This window comes from Nitrosomonas ureae (assembly GCF_900108305.1).
Lineage (GTDB): Bacteria > Pseudomonadota > Gammaproteobacteria > Burkholderiales > Nitrosomonadaceae > Nitrosomonas > Nitrosomonas ureae_B.
The window spans coordinates 56998-76473 of sequence record NZ_FNUX01000002.1 but is presented as its reverse complement, the minus strand read 5'-3'; the positions used below and the strand labels follow the sequence as shown (position 1 = coordinate 76473).

Here is a 19476-nt window from a genome sequence, read left to right as displayed (position 1 = left end):
GAAAATTCTTTACTCCATCGCTCCGGCAATTACGGCGACCATGCCATCGGGTTGAATTCGCCGCTGAAATGCTTGCCGGATTTGCTCGGTAGTTACCGCCTCAACGGCTACCAGATAATCTGTCATATAAGTAAGTGGCAATTGATAAAAACCAATTACGGATAGGAAACCTAATATTTTGCTGTTACTGTCAATCCGCAACGGAAAGCCACCAATAATATTTTGTTTAGCTGCTACCAGTTCTTTTTCCGTCGGACCATTCAATACAAAATCTTTAAGTACTTTCTGGGTTAAAGCAAGCGCTTCTTCTGATTGTTCTTTTTTTGTTTGCAAGCCAATTTGAAACGGTCCTTGTTCTTTATATGGCGCAAAGAAACTGTAAACACTATAAGCCAAACCACGTTGTTGACGTACTTCTTCCATCAGACGTGAAACAAACCCTCCACCTCCTAGGATATGATTTCCAACTAGCAGGGGAAAATAGTCGGGGTCGCTTCGGCGCAATCCAGGATAAGCCAGCTGGATGTGACTTTGTGCAGCAGGATGCGGCAATCTTTTTATTCCTGTCACAGGAATTGCGACGGGTGGAACATTCCTTGATTGTCCGGTTGAAGGCAGGCTTTCAGTCAATTTTTCTGCAATTGCCGCCGCCTCCAATCGGGTTACATCACCGATAATCGCTATCACAGCCCCCTCTGCTACATAATGAGCGCGATAAAAAGCTAGCAAATCTTCCCGCTGTAATTTGCTGAGCGTCTCGACTTCACCTTGTTCATTGAATCCATAGGGATGATTGCCGTACAGCATCTTCATTAATTCACGTTCGGCGATATAATCCGGTTTAGTGCTGGATTCTTTTATACTTGAAATAGTTCGCTCTTTTTCCCTCGATAAGATAGCTTGCGGAAATTCCGGAAATTGAATAATTCGTGCAAATACATCCAGAGCTTGCTTGCGTTCTCGTTCACTACTCAGAGTACGTAAAACGATGCCAGCGCGATCCCGATCAAAATGACTTCTAGTCTGCGCTCCCACATCGGCTAACGCAGTGGCAATTTGATCCTCAGAAAAACCGCCCGCCCCCAGACTGAGCAGCTGCTGCACCAGACTGGCACAACCTGATTGACTGGGAATATCCATGCTGCTACCCGCTGCAAATTCGACACTAACATCCAGTATCGGGAGATCATGATTTTCCACAAAATATACGCGCGCACCGGAAGAAGCCTGCCAGAACTGAATGGGTAGCGAAGCTAATGCCCATTGGGAATAAAAGACAAACAGCATGAGTATTACAAAAAAGAATTGCTTCATTGGTACCAGAGCCTCCTACCGTGCACTCACAAGAACAAGCATGTCATAAAATTTTGCCGCTAACCGCTATTGCGCAATCCTGCTGTTACACCGTTGATGGTAAGATGAATAGAGCGTTTAACTTCTTCGCTATCTTCGCCAGATCGGTAGCGGCGGAGCAATTCCACCTGCAAATGATTGAGCGGATCGATATAAGGGATTCTATTGCGGATGCTGCGCGCCAATGTTGGATTGTCTTGCAGCAGCAAGACATTACCAGTGATCGCAAATAGCCATTTCTCACTTCTCGCGCGCTCTTCCTGGATGCGTGCAAAAATCTGCTCACGCAGCGCAACATCATTAACCAATTCGGCATAGCGTGAGGCAATACCCATATCTGTCTTAGCCAGCACCATATCCATATTCGACAACAGCGTTTGCATAAAGGGCCATTTCAGGTACATTTCTTGCAGTAACGCCAACCCCTGTCCGTTTTGATCTTCCTGATTCACAAATGTTTCCACTGCATGCCCGAAGCCATACCAGCCAGGCAACATCATCCGACTCTGGCTCCAGCTGAATACCCATGGAATTGCACGTAAATCTTCAATATCATCAGAATTTGTGCGCGAGGGAGGCCGGCTGCCTATGTGTAAGCCTGCCATTTCCCGGATGGGTGTTGATTCCAGAAAAAACTGCTTGAATCCCGTAGTTCCGAAAACCAGATCTTGATAGGCTGCAAAAGAAATCGCAGCAAGTTTATTCATCGCAGGATAATATCTGTCTGCATTTCTACCGATTGAATCGTGCCCCAGCAAGGTTGCCTCCATCGTTGCGGCCACTAAAGTTTCAAGGTTACGGCGTCCAATTTCGGGCTCAGTGTATTTACTACTGATAACTTCGCCCTGTTCGGTTACTCGTATTTGACCATTTACACTACCAGGAGGTTGTGCCAGGATACTCTGATAGCTTGGACCACCGCCACGCCCCACTGTGCCGCCACGGCCATGAAATAGACGCAATCCAATCTGATGCTTAGCAAAAACCTTGGTCAATTCAATTTCCGCCTTATAAATCTCCCAATTTGAGGCGATAAATCCACCATCCTTATTGCTATCGGAATACCCCAGCATCACTTCCTGAACATTACCCATTGAACTCAAAAGCTTGCGGTAGTACGGTAATGAAAATAATTGATCCATAACTTTGCCGCAACTTTGCAAGTCAGAGATTGTTTCAAACAATGGGATGATATTAAGATTCAATTGGGGATTTTCCCCGGTTTGCAGCAAATCCACCTGACGCAACAAGTATGCTACTTCCAGTATATTGATCACCCCGGTTGTCATGGAAATAATGTAATTCGGCATTGCTGCACGTCCGAAACGCCGATGAATTTCAGCCGCACACTGCAAAATGCGCAATTCGGATTGCGTTGTTTCCGAGAACTCCGAAGGAATAGTCAATAATGGATGCAGCCGATTAATTTCTAATAGCAACCAATCGATACGCTTTTCCTCACTCAGTTGCCGGTAATCCTTGTGACCCGTATAATATTCAAATAACTCGCTTACGACTTGTTCATGGATTTTGCTATGTTGACGCATATCCAGAGGTGCAAGATGAAAACCAAACACATCGGCAGCTCGCCGCAAGTTACGTAATGCACCACGCGCCACCCAAGAAGATTTATGCTGCTTCAGGGATTGAATGATTGCTTCAAGATCGTGTACAAATTCAGCGCTATTAGCATAGGGTTCTTTGGTTTCTTCCGTACTAAGCTGCAAAACTTGATGTCCGAATTTTTTTGCAGTGGCAACTAAACGGGCGCCAATGCTCAAAAATATTCGCCGATAAGGCTCATCGGATCGATTAGGAATATCCGGAGCGGTAGCAAGCAATTTTTTGACTTCGTCACTGACTTCTACCAAACGTTCGGTCAGACTCATGGAACGGCCAATTTTTTGCACAGCATCCATATAATATTCCAGTGCCACGGCTGATTGCCGCTCCATAGCTCGCAGCATAACTTCATGTGTGACAAAAGGATTGCCATCCCGGTCACCGCCAATCCAGCTTCCAATTCGCAGGAATGAAGTCACCAATGGAATATCGCCAGCCAGTCGCCGCTCGAGCAGATCTTCGATTTTTGCGTATATGTATGGAATTTCACTTAGAAAGGTATAACTGTAGTACGCCAAACCATTTTCAATCTCATCATAAACGGACAAGCGAGTCGGGCGTAACATGCGCGTTTGCCACAAAATTTCAATTGTAGCGCGTTGATTTTCTTCGTTATGGCGCAATTCATTCGGAGTCAGCTCAATCCAGGCCCGTTCTTTTAACAAACGCTCAATGGCCAATTGACAGTCCAGTATGCTTCTACGCTGTACTTCGGTTGGGTGTGCTGTCAGAACTGGAGAAACGATCGCTTTCTTGAAAAAATCGGCAAGGATTATGCGTGCATTACTACTGCTTTCCAATACACGCTCAAGCGCCAAGGTCACACTTCCTGCCTGCGGCGTTGAGCCGGCGCGCAGGTGAGCCCGCCGCCGCCGGTTATGATGCACATCTTCCGCAATATTGGAAAGCAGTGAGAAATAGCTAAACGCCCGAACGACTGGCAATGAATCCTTATCGCTTAATTGCTTGAGTATTGCTTCCAGCTCATGCCGCGCAGCGGGATCTTGCTCCCGATGGAAACGAATCGCTGTTTTACGTATATTTTCCACCAGCTCAAAAGCCTTATCTCCCTCTTGCTCACGTACCGTGTCACCCAGCATACGTCCAAGGAAACGAATATCCTCGCGCAATGGCAAATCTTTATCATTGACTAACTTATTAATATCATAATTCTCTGAATCAACATCATTCATTACGTTCTACATCCACTATAAAAAATGAAACTAGTATCCATTACCGGCACGCCAAGTCAGGGTCGGCCATGTTAAAATGATTATCAGTAGGAATTTTTTGTAATTTTTTCATTTTATATTATTAATGCCCAATTCATTTTTATTTCCCAAGAAAATCATCATTGCTTCACGAGAAAGCTTACTTGCTATGTGGCAAGCCAAGTTCATTCAGAAATGCTTAAGCGGATTATACCCGCAAACTGAAATCAGCATACTTGGTATGACAACGCGCGGTGATCAAATACTGGATCAGTCATTATCCAAGATTGGCGGAAAAGGCCTGTTTATTAAGGAGCTTGAACAAGCTCTGGAAGATGGTCGCGCTGATATTGCGGTACATTCCATGAAAGACATGCCCATGAATGTTCCAGAAGGATTCAAGCTAGCTGCCATAACTGAGCGAGAAGATCCGCGTGATGCGTTTGTTTCCAATCACTATGCCAGCTTGGATGCGCTGCCCGCCGGCAGTATCGTCGGCACATCCAGTTTGCGACGCGAAAGCCAATTACGTGCACATTTTCCGCTACTTCAAGTACAACCATTGCGAGGGAATGTTCAGACCCGGTTACGCAAACTCGATGAAGATCAATATGCAGCAATTATTCTGGCTGCCGCCGGTTTAAAACGGCTTGAACTCTCCAATCGCATTACAGCTCTACTTAATCCTGAACAAAGCTTGCCTGCGGTTGGACAAGGCGCTTTAGGAATCGAATGCAGAGCCGATCGCATGGATCTGGTCCAGCTTATGCAACCACTACACCACCAGGCAACTGCTTATTGCGTTGAAGCTGAGCGTTCGATGAGTCGTGTACTGGGAGGTAGCTGCCAGGTGCCACTCGGAGCATTTGCTGAAATTGACGACGATAAACTCCGGCTCCGTGGATTCGTTGCTCAGCCCGATGGTAAGCGCATAGTGAGCGGAGCTTTAGATGGTAAACCTGAAACCGGTATTGCAATGGGGCAACAATTGGCGCAAAAGCTAATTAAACAAGGCGCGGACGAAATTCTGGCTGCTTTGGTGTCTGCCGAGGGCTGGAAATAACATTGCCTACCGATAAACAATTGAGCGGGATTAACATACTGGTCACTCGTCCGATACATCAATCCACTTTTCTTGCAGAAAGCATTCACGCTAGCGGTGGCGATCCGATTTTACTTCCAGTACTGGAAATTGCCGATGTCACGGATATTACTCCCTTGATTGATCTGATTAATCGATTGGATGAATTTGATTGGGCGGTATTTGTCAGCCCTAATGCTGTTACCAAAAGCATGGATTTAATTACCAAGCAACGCGCGCTGCCTCCTGACTTAAAAATAGCTGCTGTAGGAAAAGGCACCGCGGATACCTTAAGGCGGTATGGAATCAGCGAGGTTCTTATTCCAATCGAGCATTTTGATAGTGAAGCATTACTTAAGTCAGAAGAATTACAAAACATGACCGGAAAACATGTGGTCATTTTTCGTGGCAATGGCGGGCGAGCATTATTAGGTGACACACTCGCGCAACGCGGCGCACGCATCGAATATGCTGAATGTTACCTACGCAGGAAACCCGACATTGATAGCGCACCTTTGCTCGCTGCCTGGTCACAAGGGAAAATACACGCAGTAATCATTACAAGTAGTGAGGGATTGCATAATTTATTTGACATAATAGGCACGCTTGGCCAACAATTGCTGAAAATAACTCCTGTTTTTACAGCGCATGAGCGCATTGCCCAGGCAGCCAAAGAGCTAGGATTGGAAAAAATCGTGAAAGTGCCATACGCAGGTGATGAAGGTTTACTGAAAGGTTTGTATATATACTTTCAGTCAATGAGAAAATAGTGTTTTTTTAAATGAAATATAAGAAAAAGGGCCCTGAATAAACTAAAAATAGTCGCGCATCAATTGCACTCACCGCAGCGGTGGGTGTGTATTTATAATCCGTGATATGAATTAATAATGATCGACTCGATTGCAATGAGGAGAATATATGAAACTGATAGTCTGGCTAATAGCACTATTCGCTGCTGCCGTAGCTGTTACACTTACTGCCGAACACGTCACCGGGCATGCTTCATTGGTGATGCCGCCTTATCAATTAGAATTACCGCTCGATCAGTTTATTATTGTAGTGATCGTAGCTTTTCTAGTTTTCTATTTTTTAGTACGGCTCATCCTGGGGATATTCGGATTCAGCAAAAGGCATCGCCATAAAAAAACGGATGAGATGTTGCTGTCCGGACTGAAAGCTTACTTTGAAGGTGATTTTGTTAAAGCACAAAAGAATGCCGCCGTAGCATTAAAACTAGCAAATTCAGCAACTGTGAAAGCAATCGGTGCTGTTATCGCAGCTCGTTCAGCGCACAAGCTCAATCAAGCCAGCGCACGAGATCAATATTTAAATAATGCATTCGATCAAGTACCCAGTGAGAAGTCCTTATGCCTTGCCACAAAAGCTGAATTCCAACTGGATGACGGAAATCATCAGGATGCGCTTAAAACCTTACAGTCATTATATTCAGGAGGAGGGCTGCAACCAACTGCAGTGTTGCAACTGGAGCTGGAAGCTCAGCAACGCGGCAAAAATTGGGATGCGGTGCTGGAATTAACCAAAGTACTGGAAAAGCGTCGATCGGCTAATAAAACATACATAAAAAAATTAAAACACGATGCACAAATAGAAAATATTAGAAGCAAAGCAACCGATTCACAATCCTTGAATCAGTATTGGTTGCACATATCGCCAATGGAAAAAATGGATAGTAAGCTTTGTGCAGCTGCAGTGCGTTCATACATTTCTCTAGGGAATTGTGCAACCGCAAATCGGATTATTGAACAGAATGTTCCGATCACATGGGATAACGACCTCATTGAACTTTATGCGGAGTGCCTGGATTATCATGTCAACAGGCAAATCGAATGCGCAGAAGTATGGTTGAGATCACAGCCCAACAATGCACAACTGTTACTGACGCTCGGTAAACTCTGCACACATTGTGAACTCTGGGGCAAAGCGCAAAATTATTTAGAAGCCAGCTTATCGGTTGAACCAAGTTATAAAGCGCATTTTGCACTGGCACAGCTAAACGAGAGGCTGGGCAAACATGAATTGGCTATGAGTCATTATAATAAGGGGCTCGAACTGTGCCTAAAACAGCTTATTTCATAGATTGCTAATAAGCGCTTTCCGAGAAGTTGAAAAGGCCGCAAAAAACAGAAAGAAGTATTATAACTAAAATGAACACAGAGCCTGTTTAGCTTTATATAACTGTGATTGCATTTAGAGACTGCTGGAGGCCTTTTCTTTATATGGACTCAGATACTTGGGGGATTGCTGGTCGAGGGCGTGAATACATCTGAGAAAAAAGCATTTTTAGGCAGATTGCAATAAAGAGTAAAGTCGTGATACGCTGCTTTTATCATAGCAGGGGCGCCACAGGCGTATATCTGATATTTTTCCAGATTCCTGAAATCCTGTATCACAGCCTCATGAACCAATCCTGTTCTTCCTTTCCAGTTATCAATTGGCAAGGGTTCGGATAATACAGGCACAAAGGTGAAATTTTCATGCTGTTGCTGCCAACTGTCGGCTAACTCGGCTAAATATAGATCAGCTTTTATGCGTGCGCCCCAGTAGAGAATCATTTTTCTTTTGCCGCCCCGGTCATTTTCCTGATATAAAACGTGCTCAAGAATACTTTTTATTGGCGCAAATCCTGTTCCACTAGCCAGAAAAATTATTGCAGCATCTTCAGGCACATCACGCAGAAAGAATGATCCGAGCGGCCCAATAAAGCGAACAATATCCTTAACCCTCATTTGGTTAAAAACATATTCCGTAAATGCGCCGCCGGGATAATTACGCACATGCAATTGCAGAACCTCATCATTATGAGGGGCATTTGCCAAAGAAAAACTCCGGCGTTTTCCATCTTTAAGCAAGATGTCAATATATTGGCCTGGTAAAAATTGTAATCGCTGCTTGGCAGGAAGCTTTAATGAGATAACCATAACATCGGGAGCAACAAGATCGAGCTTATGCACACGGCAAGGCAAAGTCTTTATTTCGATATCTTTAATCGCACTGATTTCCTGACATTCAATGGTCAAGTCAGTCAACGGAGAAGCGCAGCAAAACAGAGCGTTACCAGCATCTCTTTCCTCTTTAGTCAGGGTTTCTTCACTATAATCACCGTAATTCACCGATCCCTGAATGATTTTTCCTTTACAAACCCCACAGGAACCGTTACGACAACCATAGGGAAGCGAAAAACCTTCGCGCAGAGCTGCGTCAAGAATGGTTTCTCCTGTCTTTACTGTTAATATATGTCCGCTAGGTTGGATAAGGATTTGATGCGACATTGAGTAGCAGATAAGAATGAATACTATTTGGAAATAGAATAGATTGTATGAAAAAAATATTGTTAATTATCGGTTGCGGCGATGTCGCTTTGCGGACAGTACCGCTACTAAAAACACACTACCGTATCCTCGGTTTATATCGTAACGCAGACCGTGCCGATCTGCTACGCGCAAATGACGTTACTCCAATTTACGGTAATTTAGATTGTCTCAAAAGTCTTAAGAAGCTCGCGGGAATAGCACATTTGGTCTTACACCTGGCCCCTCCGCCCAATTATGGAAAACGAGACACAAGAACGCTGCATTTATTGTCTGCTCTAACAAAAAAAAAGAAAACCAATCCGGTAATTTTACCACAACGACTTATCTATATCAGTACCAGCGGGGTTTATGGTGACTGCCAGAGTAATTTAATTGATGAAACTCATCCAGTTCAGCCTGAGAATGATCGAGCAATACGACGTGTCTTTGCTGAAAAACAGATACGTAGCTGGGGGAAACGTAATCATATTTCGACCTGCATAGTGCGGGTACCTGGAATCTATGCAGCCAATAGATTACCTTTGCAACGTTTGCGAGACGGCCATCCCACATTATTGGATGCTGAGGATAGTTATACCAATCATATACATGCTGAAGATCTGGCTCAGATTATTTTTGCTGCCATACGGTTTGCCAAAACCAATAGAATTTATCACGCCTGTGACAATTCTCATCTCAAAATGGGGGAATATTTTGACTTAGTTGCTGATTATTTTGGCTTGCCGCATCCTCCTCGCATCACTCGAAGCCAAGCTCAAGAGCAAATAACACCCGGTATGCTATCTTTTATGAAAGAATCCAGGCGGCTTAGAAACGTCCGAATAAAAAAAGAATTACATATTAACTTGCTCTATCCCACAGTCCACGAAGGCATCAAAGCAGCATTGATTAATGATCAGTAAATCCAATACTCGGTCTGATATTAATTCGTCAAATTTTTAGCTCGCACTAAGTAATAGTCAATCGATGCCGTTAAATCCGCACAATTTTAAAACAATCTTCTGATTCTGTTATCCAAAAAGATAAATTGGAATTTTTGTGGCGTATCCGTTAATAATTATTAACTATCAATAGCATACCGAGTTTTGAAGGAGCTTATTATGGCAACTGTAACCGCAAGCACCGAGAAAAAAATAAAAGAAATCAATTATTCGTGGGAAGGAAAGGATAAATCTGGAAAGCAACTAAAAGGGGAAATGCGAGCCGCAGGAACTGTAATTGTAACTTCCACATTGCGCCGCCAAGGCATTAAAGTTACAAAAATAGAAAAAATGCAATCCAATGGTAGAATTATTGAGAAAGATATAACCCTATTTACGCGTCAGCTGGCAACCATGATGAAATCAGGTGTGCCGCTTCTTCAAGCATTTGATATTATAGGAAAAGGACACAGCAATCGGGCCTTGAGTAAATTATTAATGGATATTAAATCTGATGTCGAAACGGGCAGTAATCTCACGGATGCATTCCGCAAATACCCGCTTTATTTCGATGCGCTATATTGCAATCTTGTTGGCGCAGGCGAAGCGGCGGGTATTCTTGATACTATTTTAGACCGCCTGGCTACTTATAAAGAAAAAATTCAAGCTATCAAGGGAAAAATTAAGTCTGCTCTTTTTTACCCTATTTCAATCATTGTAGTTGCATTTGTCATCACAGCAATAATAATGATTTTTGTAATTCCGGCCTTTAAGGATTTATTTGAAGGATTCGGTGCCGATCTACCTGCTCCAACACTATTCGTAATGACTATTTCAGATTTCTTCGTTGCCTATTGGTGGGCAATCTTTGGCATTGTAGGCGGTGGAATTTATGCTTTCTTTTATACTTGGAAAAGATCTATTCCCATGCAGCGGGTTATCGATCGTGTTGCACTTAAGATTCCTGTTTTCGGAGAAGTAATTCGTAAAGCTACTATTGCACGTTGGTCGCGCACGCTGTCTACGATGTTTGCAGCAGGTGTTCCTTTGGTAGAATCATTGGATTCCGTCGCAGGTGCTGCTGGAAATCATATCTACTATGAAGCCACAAAGAATATACAGCTTGAAGTTAGCACAGGTAATAGTTTAATGTCATCAATGGCTAACAGCACTGTATTTCCCAACATGGTTATTCAAATGGTAGCTATCGGTGAAGAAGCGGGATCGCTTGATTCTATGCTTGGCAAAATAGCTGATTTTTATGAAGCAGAAGTCGACGATGCTGTTGCCGCACTTTCTAGCTTGATGGAGCCCATGATCATGGTTGTTCTGGGAACACTCATTGGCGGTATGGTGATCGCAATGTATTTGCCTATTTTCAAAATGGGTATGGTCGTTAGTTAGGTTTTATTTTTTCTCATCTACACAAAACAGCCATGACCTTACTCAGCATATTGCAAGATTCTCCTGTTCTTTTTATTTCCTTGATAGCGCTACTAGGTTTAATGGTTGGTAGCTTTCTGAACGTCGTGATTTATCGGCTGCCTGAGATGCTTAAAAGAAGTTGGCTGCAACAATGTGCAGAATTGCAGGGTCAACAAGCAAGCGAAACATTACCAGCATTTAATCTCATTAGTCCGCGCTCAGCTTGTATCCATTGCGGACACAAGCTGAGCGTATGGGAAAATATTCCAGTAATCAGCTATCTACTGTTACGTGGCCGTTGCTCCCAATGCAACGGATCCATTTCTTTCCGTTATCCTGCTGTAGAAGCGCTAACAGCTTTAATGAGCGGCATCGTTGCCTGGTACTACGGATACAGTCTGATAGCCATCGCGGCATTGATTTTTGTATGGGCGCTAATTACTTTGACAGTGATTGATCTCAACACACAACTATTGCCGGACGATATAACTTTGCCGTTATTATGGATGGGATTATTGGTGAACATTAATAATGGTTTTACCGATATTCAATCAGCCGTAATTGGTGCCGTAGCAGGTTATCTTTCTTTATGGTCAATTTATTGGTGCTTTAAATTGATAACCGGAAAAGAAGGCATGGGGTTTGGTGACTTTAAATTGCTGTCCGCAATTGGGGCCTGGCTAGGATGGAGCATGCTTCCACTCGTCATACTTTTTTCCTCGCTGGTGGGTGCTATCGTAGGAATTGGAATGATCGTCGCAGCAAAACTCAATAAGAATATACCCATCCCATTTGGCCCTTACCTTGCTGGTGGGGCGCTTATCGCATTGTTCTGGGGAGAAAAATTAAATCATGCTTACTTTGGATTGCTCTGATCAATGACTTTGATTGTAGGGTTAACTGGAGGAATTGGCAGTGGCAAATCAACCGTAGGTCAATATTTCGCAGATCTGGGTATTGATATTATTGATACTGACGTAATTGCCCGGATGCTAACCGAGCCCGGTGGTTTAGCCATGAACTCAATTAAAAATTCTTTTGGAGAAACCATGATAGCTGCGGATGGTTCTCTGAATAGAGAAAAGATGCGCGATTTAATCTTCTCAGATAGTAATTATAAGCTTGCACTCGAAAATATCCTTCATCCCCTCATTCTTGCCGAAACTCTCCAGCAAGTCAGAAAAGCTCTATCGCCCTACATCATAATCGCTATTCCGCTCTTATTTGAAACGAATGACTACGACAAAATAATTCAACGCAGTCTAGTTGTTGATTGCGAAGAGGAACAGCAAATATTACGGACGATGAAACGTAGCAAATTGCATGAAAATCAAGTAAGAGCAATCGTCGCCACACAGATTCCACGAACAAGCCGCTTGCAAAAAGCCGACGATATTATCGTCAACAATCTGGATATTGCATATCTGAAGGCACAGGTAGCTCAACTGCACAAGAAATATTTATCTTTATCATTATAAACATAACGTTACATCATTGCACTGAAGAATTTAACTGGGAAATTTACTTCTTTTGTGAAATAATGCCCCTGAAGCAGGATTCAATATTTCTAATCTTTGTTGTGGATGCATAATTATTGTGATTTGTTATGAGCACCCGCTTAATGAGCGTATACGTACCCTTCTCCGTCTTGAGGACTTATTCAATAAAATTGATTTCTTTTCAACTAAAGAGAGTGCGTCTGAACATCATGCTTCACTTATCGCTTTATTTGAGATTCTTGAAATCACCAATCGCGCAGATATTAAGTCAGATTTATTACAGGAACTGGAACGGCAAAAACTGCTACTCGAGATGTTACGAAAAAATCCGGATGTTTCTGAAACAGCTCTTGATAGTGTGCTCAATGACATAAAAATCACATTCAGGGAAATGCTGGATTTTCCAGGTAAAGTCGGTGAACACTTGCGTGAAAATGAATGGTTGATGGCGATTAAACAACGAATTGGAATACATGGCGGTTGCTGCGTATTTGATTTGCCATCCTATCATTATTGGCTCAATTTGGATCCTGTATACCGGCATGAGGATTTTAGTGAATGGCTGTCTCCATTCCAACCCATACGGAATGCATTCAGAATTGTATTGCTGTTGTTACGCAAGAGTGGAAGGACTCTAAGAGTTGTTGCGAATCAAGGTGTTTTTCAGCATTCCGGCTCAGAATATTCAGCGCATATGCTAAGACTTAACCTAAGCGATCAACTTCCGTGCGTACCCGAAATCAGCGCTAATAAATATGCATTAAATATTCGTTTCATTCCGACACAGGCAGGGCAAAAAAACAAAATTTATGAAGATGATGTAACGTTTGAAATAACCTTCTGTAATTTATAACGACATTCCAGGTTATTCCAGCAACATTCGCAAATCCAACAATCTCTTTTCTATATCAATACATAACGCACTTTCTTGTTTCTTGCTGTTCCATGTCGTTCGTTTTGCATTTGCTGCTTCAATTGTGACTCTTTTATCCTTAATAATAACTGAAATCTTATCAAAAGCTGATCTATCCTCATCACTCAATTCCCACGTCTTTTTATCTCCATCCGTTGTTCGTGGTTTGTTATACACCTCCACAACCAATAGAGCAGAATCAATTGAAGATTGTAGCGTTAATTTTGTTCTTCCTTCCCGTAATGTCAAAGCAGCCCCTTCAATCTTTGCTCAATCAATTATATGTATCACATTAGGCAGCCAGTTCGCTGGCAATCATCTCGGCCTGCCTTAATACCATTTCAGTCGCCAGCAATTGCATATCAGGCGGGTAGCCAAACTGTTTCAAAGTACGTTTCACGATCACTTTCAGCTTGGCTTTCACGCTCTCCTTGATGGTCCAGTCGATCGAAGCATTTTGACGCACCCGCTGGGTCAATACGATTGCCAGTTCACGCAATTGGTCATTTTGCATCAGTTCACGTGCACTATCGTTGCTGGCAACCGCGGTGTAGAAGGCATACTCAAATTCGGTTAAATTCAGTTTCTTGGCCTCTTGATCGGATGCGACGATCTCCTTGCTGATCTTGATCAATTCATCAATAACTTCCGCCGCAGTCAGAATTTTGCTGTGATATTTCTTGATGGCGTTTTCCAGCATTTCCATCAACGATCGGCTTTGCATCAGATTGATCTTGGCACGCACTTTCAGTTCATCATTGAGCAGCTTCTTCAATACTTCCAGAGCCACATTCTTGTGCTGATAGCCTTTGAGTTCCGCCAGAAAATCTTCGGAGAGAATGGAAATATCCGGCTTCTTGATTCCGGCGGCATCGAAGATATCAATCACTTGTTCGGATATCAGCGCCCGGTCAATGACTTGCCGGATGGTGGTTTCAATATCTTCATTGGTTTTGCCGCTGCCGGTGCTGTCGAATTTAGACAGACGTGCTTTGACCGCCTGAAAAAAGGCCACTTCATCTTTCATATCCAGTGCTTGCTCATGCGGGATGGCGATGGCAAAAGCCAGAGACAGTGCGGTCACTTCATTGATGTAGCGCTTCCTGCCATCGTCCAATCCGAGAATATGATCCTCAGCTGCCAGAATGAGCGCCAGCTTCTTCGAGGTATCAGCCCCAAAATATTCTTCATACGCAAAGCCGTTGTACATGGCGGAAACCACTTCGAGTTTCTCCAGTATGAGCTGTACCGCTTGCTCCTGCAACAAGGTCGGATCGCCTTTGCCGCCCGCATCGGAATAGAACGACAAGGCTTCTTTCAAATCCGAAGCAATGCCGAGGTAATCCACCACCAATCCGCCGGGCTTGTCACCATAAACACGGTTCACCCGTGCGATGGCCTGCATCAGGTTGTGGCCTTTCATGGGTTTGTCGATATACAACGTGTGCATACTGGGTGCATCAAATCCGGTCAACCACATATCGCGCACAATCACCAGCTTCAATTCATCACTGTTGTCCTTCATGCGTTCAGCCAGTAGCTTGCATTGCTGCTTGGTAGTGTGGTGTTGCGCCATGATCGGGCCATCGGAGGAAGCCGCCGTCATCACCACTTTGATCACGCCCTTGTTTAAACCATCGGCATGCCAATCAGGGCGCAGCTTGACGATCTCAGCATAAAGATCAGCCGCAATGCGGCGCGACATGCACACAATCATGCCCTTGCCGGCAAAGACTTCCTGCCGGGATTCAAAATGACTGACCAGATCCTGCGCGATGTTCTGAATGCGGCGCTCGCTGCCAATCAGCGCTTCCATCTGCGTCCATTTGGCTTTGGCTTTCTGCGTATCGGTCAGTTCATCCTGATCCAACTCATCATCCAGTTCCTTGATCAGTTTCCGGCCTTCCTCACTCAAAGCGATTTTTGCCAAGCGGCTTTCATAGTAGATGCGCACCGTGGCGCCGTCTTCCACCGCCTGAGCGATATCATAAATATCCACATAATGGCCAAACACGGCGGGCGTGTTGACATCCGTCTTTTCAATCGGGGTGCCGGTAAAGCCCAGATAAGTTGCATTCGGCAATGCATCGCGCAGATATTTGGCAAAACCGTACACCACTTTCTTGCCGATCACCTCACCGTCGGCATTTTTGTCGTCCACCGTTTTGGCAGAGAATCCATATTGCGTGCGATGCGCTTCATCGGCAATCACCACGATATTGCCGCGATCAGAAAGCTCTTCATACACGTTGCCTTCTTCCGGCTGGAATTTCTGAATCGTAGTGAAGATCACGCCACCGGACGCCACGCGCAGCAACTCCTTTAATTGCTGGCGGTTTTCCACTTGCTTGGGTTCCTGTCGCAGCAATTGTTTGCAGGCGGCAAAGGTATCGAACAGTTGATCGTCCAGATCGTTGCGGTCAGTAATGACCACAATCGTCGGATTATTCAGCGCCAGCACGATCTTGCCGGTATAAAACACCATCGACAATGACTTGCCGCTGCCTTGCGTGTGCCATACGACACCGGCTTTTTTGTCTCCCTTGGGTTGCTGCGTCACATCCGGTAAACCATAACTGGCCGGACTTTGCATGATTTTGCAATTAAGACCAATGTCTGCTGCGCGCAAGGTGGAAGCCACGGCGGCATTGACGGCGTAATACTGGTGGTAGGCGGCAATCTTTTTGATTGTGCTGATACTGATCACGCCGGTCTGCGGATCTTCTTTCCTGGATTTATCAAATACCACAAAATGCCGCACCAAATCGAGCAAGGTTTTTTTGTTCAGCATGCCCTTGATCAAGGTTTCCAATTCCGGTTGTTGGGGCAAATGACGTAGGGGCAAATGATTATTTGCCCCAACAATATCTGCCTCTACATCATCAGGAATTTTCCACGTCATAAAGCGGCTGAAGCCTGATGACAGCGAACTGGCTTTGGCTTCCAGTCCATCAGAGATCACCAGCAAGGCGTTATAAGTAAACAAACTGGGGATGCTGCGTTTGTAGGTTTCCAGTTGTCGGAACGCGGATTGGGTGCTGGCGTTTTCATCGGCGGCATTTTTAAGCTCAATCACGACCAAGGGGATGCCATTCACAAACAGCACCAGGTCGGGGCGTTTGTTCTGGTTGTTTTCGATCACGGTGAACTGATTGGCCACGATAAATTCATTATTGCCGGGGTTTTCAAAATCAATCAGCCAGACGATATCGCCGCGTTCATTGCCTTCGTGCTGGTAACTGACTTTGATGCCTTCGGTAAGCAGGCGATGGAAAGTTTCATTGTTGCTGAGTAATTCAGGGGAGTGAATGCGCTCGACTTCTTTCAAAGCAGTCTGCAATACCGTGGCCGTCATGCCAGGGTTGATGCGCTGGAGCGCTTTTTCTAACCGGCCATTGAGAAGTACTTCGTCGTAGCGGGTGCGTTCAGGATGGTCGCCGTCAGGAGAGATATCGGGAGCGTGGATATGGCTGTAACCAAGATGTTCAAACAGTTTGATGGCTAAATCTTCAATCGCGGACTCGGTGAGTTTAGTCATTGTGAACCGATGCCGCCAAATTAAGACGTAATGCGGCTGCCAGAAGCCGCTTATCCTGTGTCCACAGCCGGGTATTGCCGGATAACTGTGTTGAAGCCAACAGATGCGCGTCGATCAGTCCGATGCCCAAGCCATATAAAGCATGCTTTTCGATGAAAACATTCACTTCATCGGTAAAAGCAACAGGGGCCTGGGGCAGGTTATCCAGCGCGGCTAGAATCTCTTCGCGTTGGCGCAAATTGCTCAGCGCCAGTTCGCCACGAACAAAGGGATGGCCTAATACGCTGTTCCCGGTCAGCAGGCGAACTAAATGCGGATCGTTGTTGCGCAGATGGTTAATCCAGACCGAGGTGTCGACTAGAATCATTCCGGCAGTTACTCGCCGGTTTGCCGGCGGGGGATTGCTTCCAATTGCGGTTCGCTGCCGCCTAAATTGGCCAGCCTCTTGGCGCTTTCACGCTCAATCAGGGCTTTCAACGCCTCTTTGACCAGTGCAGATTTCTCCTGCACATGGGTCAAGGCTTGAGCTTTCTGCAGTAATTCGTCATCCAATACGATAGTGGTTCTCATGTTTATCTCAGAATAGATCATCGAATGATGCGCTTTATTGTGCACGAAGACAAGTAGGGGCCAATAATCATTGGCCCTTAAACATGGTAAGTATCCGTTTCCCAGCGCTGCGGATTGGTTTGAATATATTCCGCGATTTTCAGGTAAGCATCCTCGTTGCGGATAATGTGCTCGTAATAATTGCGCTGCCAAACCAAATTAATATTGGTATTGGCGTGAAACCACCGGGTAACGCCAATTTTGAATCCCCGCACCATAGACCCAATTGTTCGGTGTTGCAATGGCCGGGGTGTTTTGTTTAATTGTGTGGGTGTTTCATTGAATGGTAGGGGCAAATAATGTAGGGGCAAATGATTATTTGCCCCTACGGTGATAATCCCATGCACATGATTGGGCATAACCACGAATCCATCCAATGTGACCTGCGGAAAATGCTCGGGTATCGCACACCAGCATTTTTCAACGATCTGACCTGCTGTATTCAGCGCCATAACCCCATCAACAATTTCCCCAAACAACGGCATCCGGTTATGTGTGCAGACGGTAATAAAATAGGCCCCAGCCTGTGAATAATCATACCCTTGCAAACGAATCGATCTGCGGTGATGGATGGTTGGATTGTAGGTCATGGTGTCCGGGTTATTGTTGGGATTGCAGGGGCAAATGATTATTTGCCCCTGCGACGGATCATCGAATGTTGTACGTAATTGTACGTGCGATCCTTTAGGGCGAATAATCATTCGCCCCTACGGATTATTGCCATTGATCAAATTGATGATGACTTTTACAATCGTGTCTTTTTCCTCTGGCTTGCTCTCGGCAATCAGCAACGTAAAGGCGACCAGGGCATTATCGGCAATCCGCTTTTCACCCTCTGCATTAAACAGATAATCATGACGCGCCAGAAACCAGACAAACAGCGCGGCGGCAATGCGTTTGTTGCCATCGGAAAAGGAATGATTCTTGACGATGAAATACAGTAGATTGGCCGCTTTCTCTTCAATACTGGGGTAAAGTTCTTTGCCGCCAAACGTTTGGTAAATGGTTTCCAGTGAGCTTTTAAAGGAATCATCTTTTTCATTGCCAAACAACCCGCTTAATTTTTCCCGTTTGCGCCACAGCTGAATTTGTTTGGTCGCTTCATCATAGGATATTTTAAGTTGGCCGGTTTTTTGGTTTCCCTTGATCTGTAAACGCTGATGATCGTAATCGTCCAGCACCGTCAGCGCGTGGCTGTATTGTTCCAGTATCGACAAAATGCCTTGTGATTCTTCGGCAGTTAAGTTTTTCTGATGAGACAATCGGGAAGATAAAGTAATGGCCTGTTTTAAATCCGCGAGCTTTTCTTGTTGTGCTTGCAGTTTCTTTTCATTCAAAGCATAGCCTTGAACCAGGTATTGTTTGAGAATATGGCTGGCCCAGATGCGGAACTGCGCGCCTTTTTTGGAATTGACGCGATAGCCGACGGAAATGATCGCATCGAGATTAAAATACTCAACCCGATAGATTTTTCCATCGGCGGCAGTTGTTGCATTTTTTGCAACAACTGAATCTCTGATTAATTCGCCAGAGTCAAAAATGTTTCTCAGATGACGGGAAATAACCGATTTATCGCGTTCAAATAATTCGGCAATTTGTAGCAAACTAAGCCACAGGCTATCCCGGTCAAACTTGACCTCAATATGAGTTTGTCCGTTTTCGGCTTCGTAGATAACAATTGAGCTTTGGGGCATCGTAACTTCAGTAAGTTTGGACTCTGAGATAATGCCATCAGGTTAATACATATTGCGGTCGTCAGCAGCGTTTAGTCACTGGTTTTTCGACGAAATATCTCGTTCAATTGCGGCTCGGAGCCACCCAGGTTCGCCAGCTTTCTGGCGCTTTCCCGTTCGATCAGGGCTTTCAACGCTTCCTTAACCAATACGGATTTCTCCTGAATCTGAGTCAACACCTGCGCTTTTTCCAAAAGCGCATCATCCAATATGATCGTGGTTCTCATGATTTACCTCCA

At 44.7% G+C, this 19476-nt stretch carries 18 protein-coding genes; 8 read left to right on the top strand and 10 right to left on the bottom strand.

Annotated features, from left to right (window positions below):
* Nucleotides 1–9 precede the first annotated feature (9 nt).
* Together C4S39_RS01785 and ppc are read right to left on the bottom strand one after the other, a co-directional pair.
* Entirely contained in the window at nucleotides 10–1314 is a 1305-nt protein-coding gene (locus C4S39_RS01785) for a M16 family metallopeptidase (RefSeq protein WP_103965349.1), read from the bottom strand.
* Between the two features lie 59 nt (nucleotides 1315–1373).
* Nucleotides 1374–4169, bottom strand: coding sequence for a phosphoenolpyruvate carboxylase (gene ppc, locus C4S39_RS01780; RefSeq protein WP_103965348.1), 2796 nt, complete (start codon nucleotides 4167–4169; stop codon nucleotides 1374–1376).
* A 124-nt stretch (nucleotides 4170–4293) separates the two neighbouring features.
* Between ppc and hemC the strand changes: the two genes are divergently transcribed.
* From hemC to C4S39_RS01765, 3 genes are all read left to right on the top strand, one after another.
* Nucleotides 4294–5250, top strand: a complete 957-nt coding sequence (gene hemC, locus C4S39_RS01775; protein ID WP_103965347.1) for a hydroxymethylbilane synthase — start codon at nucleotides 4294–4296, stop codon at nucleotides 5248–5250.
* Nucleotides 5251–5252: 2 nt separating this feature from the next.
* Entirely contained in the window at nucleotides 5253–6038 is a 786-nt protein-coding gene (locus C4S39_RS01770; protein WP_103965346.1) for a uroporphyrinogen-III synthase, read from the top strand.
* Between the two features lie 148 nt (nucleotides 6039–6186).
* Nucleotides 6187–7365, top strand: a complete 1179-nt coding sequence (locus tag C4S39_RS01765) for a heme biosynthesis HemY N-terminal domain-containing protein (protein ID WP_103965345.1) — start codon at nucleotides 6187–6189, stop codon at nucleotides 7363–7365.
* A 146-nt stretch (nucleotides 7366–7511) separates the two neighbouring features.
* Here C4S39_RS01765 and C4S39_RS01760 read toward each other — a convergent pair whose 3' ends face one another.
* Nucleotides 7512–8558: a CDP-6-deoxy-delta-3,4-glucoseen reductase gene (locus C4S39_RS01760; protein WP_103965344.1), complete on the bottom strand. Its 1047-nt coding sequence runs from the start codon at nucleotides 8556–8558 to the stop codon at nucleotides 7512–7514.
* A 47-nt stretch (nucleotides 8559–8605) separates the two neighbouring features.
* On the opposite strand from C4S39_RS01760, the gene C4S39_RS01755 reads away from it, so the two are divergent.
* The 5 genes from C4S39_RS01755 (at nucleotide 8606) to zapD (ending at nucleotide 13297) form a co-directional block, all read left to right on the top strand.
* Nucleotides 8606–9502: an SDR family oxidoreductase gene (locus tag C4S39_RS01755; RefSeq protein WP_103965343.1), complete on the top strand. Its 897-nt coding sequence runs from the start codon at nucleotides 8606–8608 to the stop codon at nucleotides 9500–9502.
* A gap of 198 nt (nucleotides 9503–9700) precedes the next feature.
* Nucleotides 9701–10924, top strand: a complete 1224-nt coding sequence (locus C4S39_RS01750; RefSeq protein WP_103965342.1) for a type II secretion system F family protein — start codon at nucleotides 9701–9703, stop codon at nucleotides 10922–10924.
* Between the two features lie 32 nt (nucleotides 10925–10956).
* Nucleotides 10957–11820, top strand: a complete 864-nt coding sequence (locus C4S39_RS01745) for a prepilin peptidase (RefSeq protein WP_103965341.1) — start codon at nucleotides 10957–10959, stop codon at nucleotides 11818–11820.
* 3 nt (nucleotides 11821–11823) lie between these two features.
* A complete protein-coding gene (gene coaE / locus C4S39_RS01740; protein WP_103965340.1) occupies nucleotides 11824–12423 on the top strand; it encodes a dephospho-CoA kinase in 600 nt (199 codons plus the stop codon).
* Nucleotides 12424–12541: 118 nt separating this feature from the next.
* A complete protein-coding gene (gene zapD / locus C4S39_RS01735; RefSeq protein WP_103965339.1) occupies nucleotides 12542–13297 on the top strand; it encodes a cell division protein ZapD in 756 nt (251 codons plus the stop codon).
* 12 nt (nucleotides 13298–13309) lie between these two features.
* Here zapD and C4S39_RS01730 read toward each other — a convergent pair whose 3' ends face one another.
* The 7 genes from C4S39_RS01730 to C4S39_RS01700 all read right to left on the bottom strand — a co-directional run bounded on the left by C4S39_RS01730 (nucleotide 13310) and on the right by C4S39_RS01700 (nucleotide 19464).
* Entirely contained in the window at nucleotides 13310–13606 is a 297-nt protein-coding gene (locus C4S39_RS01730) for a hypothetical protein (RefSeq protein ID WP_103965338.1), read from the bottom strand.
* A gap of 43 nt (nucleotides 13607–13649) precedes the next feature.
* Nucleotides 13650–16895 carry a type I restriction endonuclease subunit R gene (locus C4S39_RS01725; RefSeq protein WP_103965337.1) on the bottom strand — a complete coding sequence of 1082 codons (3246 nt, stop codon included), beginning with the start codon at nucleotides 16893–16895 and terminating at the stop codon, nucleotides 13650–13652.
* Complete coding sequence (locus tag C4S39_RS01720; RefSeq protein ID WP_103965336.1) at nucleotides 16888–17262, bottom strand: type II toxin-antitoxin system VapC family toxin; 375 nt, start codon at nucleotides 17260–17262, stop codon at nucleotides 16888–16890. The genes C4S39_RS01725 and C4S39_RS01720 overlap by 8 nt, the downstream gene beginning before the upstream one ends.
* Before the next feature lie 8 nt (nucleotides 17263–17270).
* Nucleotides 17271–17465, bottom strand: a complete 195-nt coding sequence (locus C4S39_RS01715) for a type II toxin-antitoxin system VapB family antitoxin (RefSeq protein WP_103965335.1) — start codon at nucleotides 17463–17465, stop codon at nucleotides 17271–17273.
* Between the two features lie 77 nt (nucleotides 17466–17542).
* Nucleotides 17543–18205 carry a transposase gene (locus C4S39_RS01710; protein ID WP_258039231.1) on the bottom strand — a complete coding sequence of 221 codons (663 nt, stop codon included), beginning with the start codon at nucleotides 18203–18205 and terminating at the stop codon, nucleotides 17543–17545.
* A 6-nt stretch (nucleotides 18206–18211) separates the two neighbouring features.
* Nucleotides 18212–19198, bottom strand: coding sequence for a virulence protein RhuM/Fic/DOC family protein (gene rhuM / locus C4S39_RS01705; protein ID WP_103965334.1), 987 nt, complete (start codon nucleotides 19196–19198; stop codon nucleotides 18212–18214).
* A gap of 71 nt (nucleotides 19199–19269) precedes the next feature.
* Nucleotides 19270–19464, bottom strand: coding sequence for a type II toxin-antitoxin system VapB family antitoxin (locus C4S39_RS01700; protein WP_103965333.1), 195 nt, complete (start codon nucleotides 19462–19464; stop codon nucleotides 19270–19272).
* Between the last annotated feature and the right edge of the window lie 12 nt (nucleotides 19465–19476).

Coding starts and splice junctions, on each gene's coding strand:
- C4S39_RS01785 (WP_103965349.1), bottom strand. CDS start 1,314: ATGAAGCAATTCTTTTTTGTAATACTCATGCTGTTTGTCTTTTATTCC.
- ppc (WP_103965348.1), bottom strand. CDS start 4,169: ATGAATGATGTTGATTCAGAGAATTATGATATTAATAAGTTAGTCAAT.
- hemC (WP_103965347.1), top strand. CDS start 4,294: ATGCCCAATTCATTTTTATTTCCCAAGAAAATCATCATTGCTTCACGA.
- C4S39_RS01765 (WP_103965345.1), top strand. CDS start 6,187: ATGAAACTGATAGTCTGGCTAATAGCACTATTCGCTGCTGCCGTAGCT.
- C4S39_RS01760 (WP_103965344.1), bottom strand. CDS start 8,558: ATGTCGCATCAAATCCTTATCCAACCTAGCGGACATATATTAACAGTA.
- C4S39_RS01755 (WP_103965343.1), top strand. CDS start 8,606: ATGAAAAAAATATTGTTAATTATCGGTTGCGGCGATGTCGCTTTGCGG.
- C4S39_RS01750 (WP_103965342.1), top strand. CDS start 9,701: ATGGCAACTGTAACCGCAAGCACCGAGAAAAAAATAAAAGAAATCAAT.
- C4S39_RS01745 (WP_103965341.1), top strand. CDS start 10,957: ATGACCTTACTCAGCATATTGCAAGATTCTCCTGTTCTTTTTATTTCC.
- coaE (WP_103965340.1), top strand. CDS start 11,824: ATGACTTTGATTGTAGGGTTAACTGGAGGAATTGGCAGTGGCAAATCA.
- C4S39_RS01725 (WP_103965337.1), bottom strand. CDS start 16,895: ATGACTAAACTCACCGAGTCCGCGATTGAAGATTTAGCCATCAAACTG.
- C4S39_RS01720 (WP_103965336.1), bottom strand. CDS start 17,262: ATGATTCTAGTCGACACCTCGGTCTGGATTAACCATCTGCGCAACAAC.
- C4S39_RS01715 (WP_103965335.1), bottom strand. CDS start 17,465: ATGAGAACCACTATCGTATTGGATGACGAATTACTGCAGAAAGCTCAA.
- C4S39_RS01710 (WP_258039231.1), bottom strand. CDS start 18,205: ATGATTATTCGCCCTAAAGGATCGCACGTACAATTACGTACAACATTC.
- rhuM (WP_103965334.1), bottom strand. CDS start 19,198: ATGCCCCAAAGCTCAATTGTTATCTACGAAGCCGAAAACGGACAAACT.
- C4S39_RS01700 (WP_103965333.1), bottom strand. CDS start 19,464: ATGAGAACCACGATCATATTGGATGATGCGCTTTTGGAAAAAGCGCAG.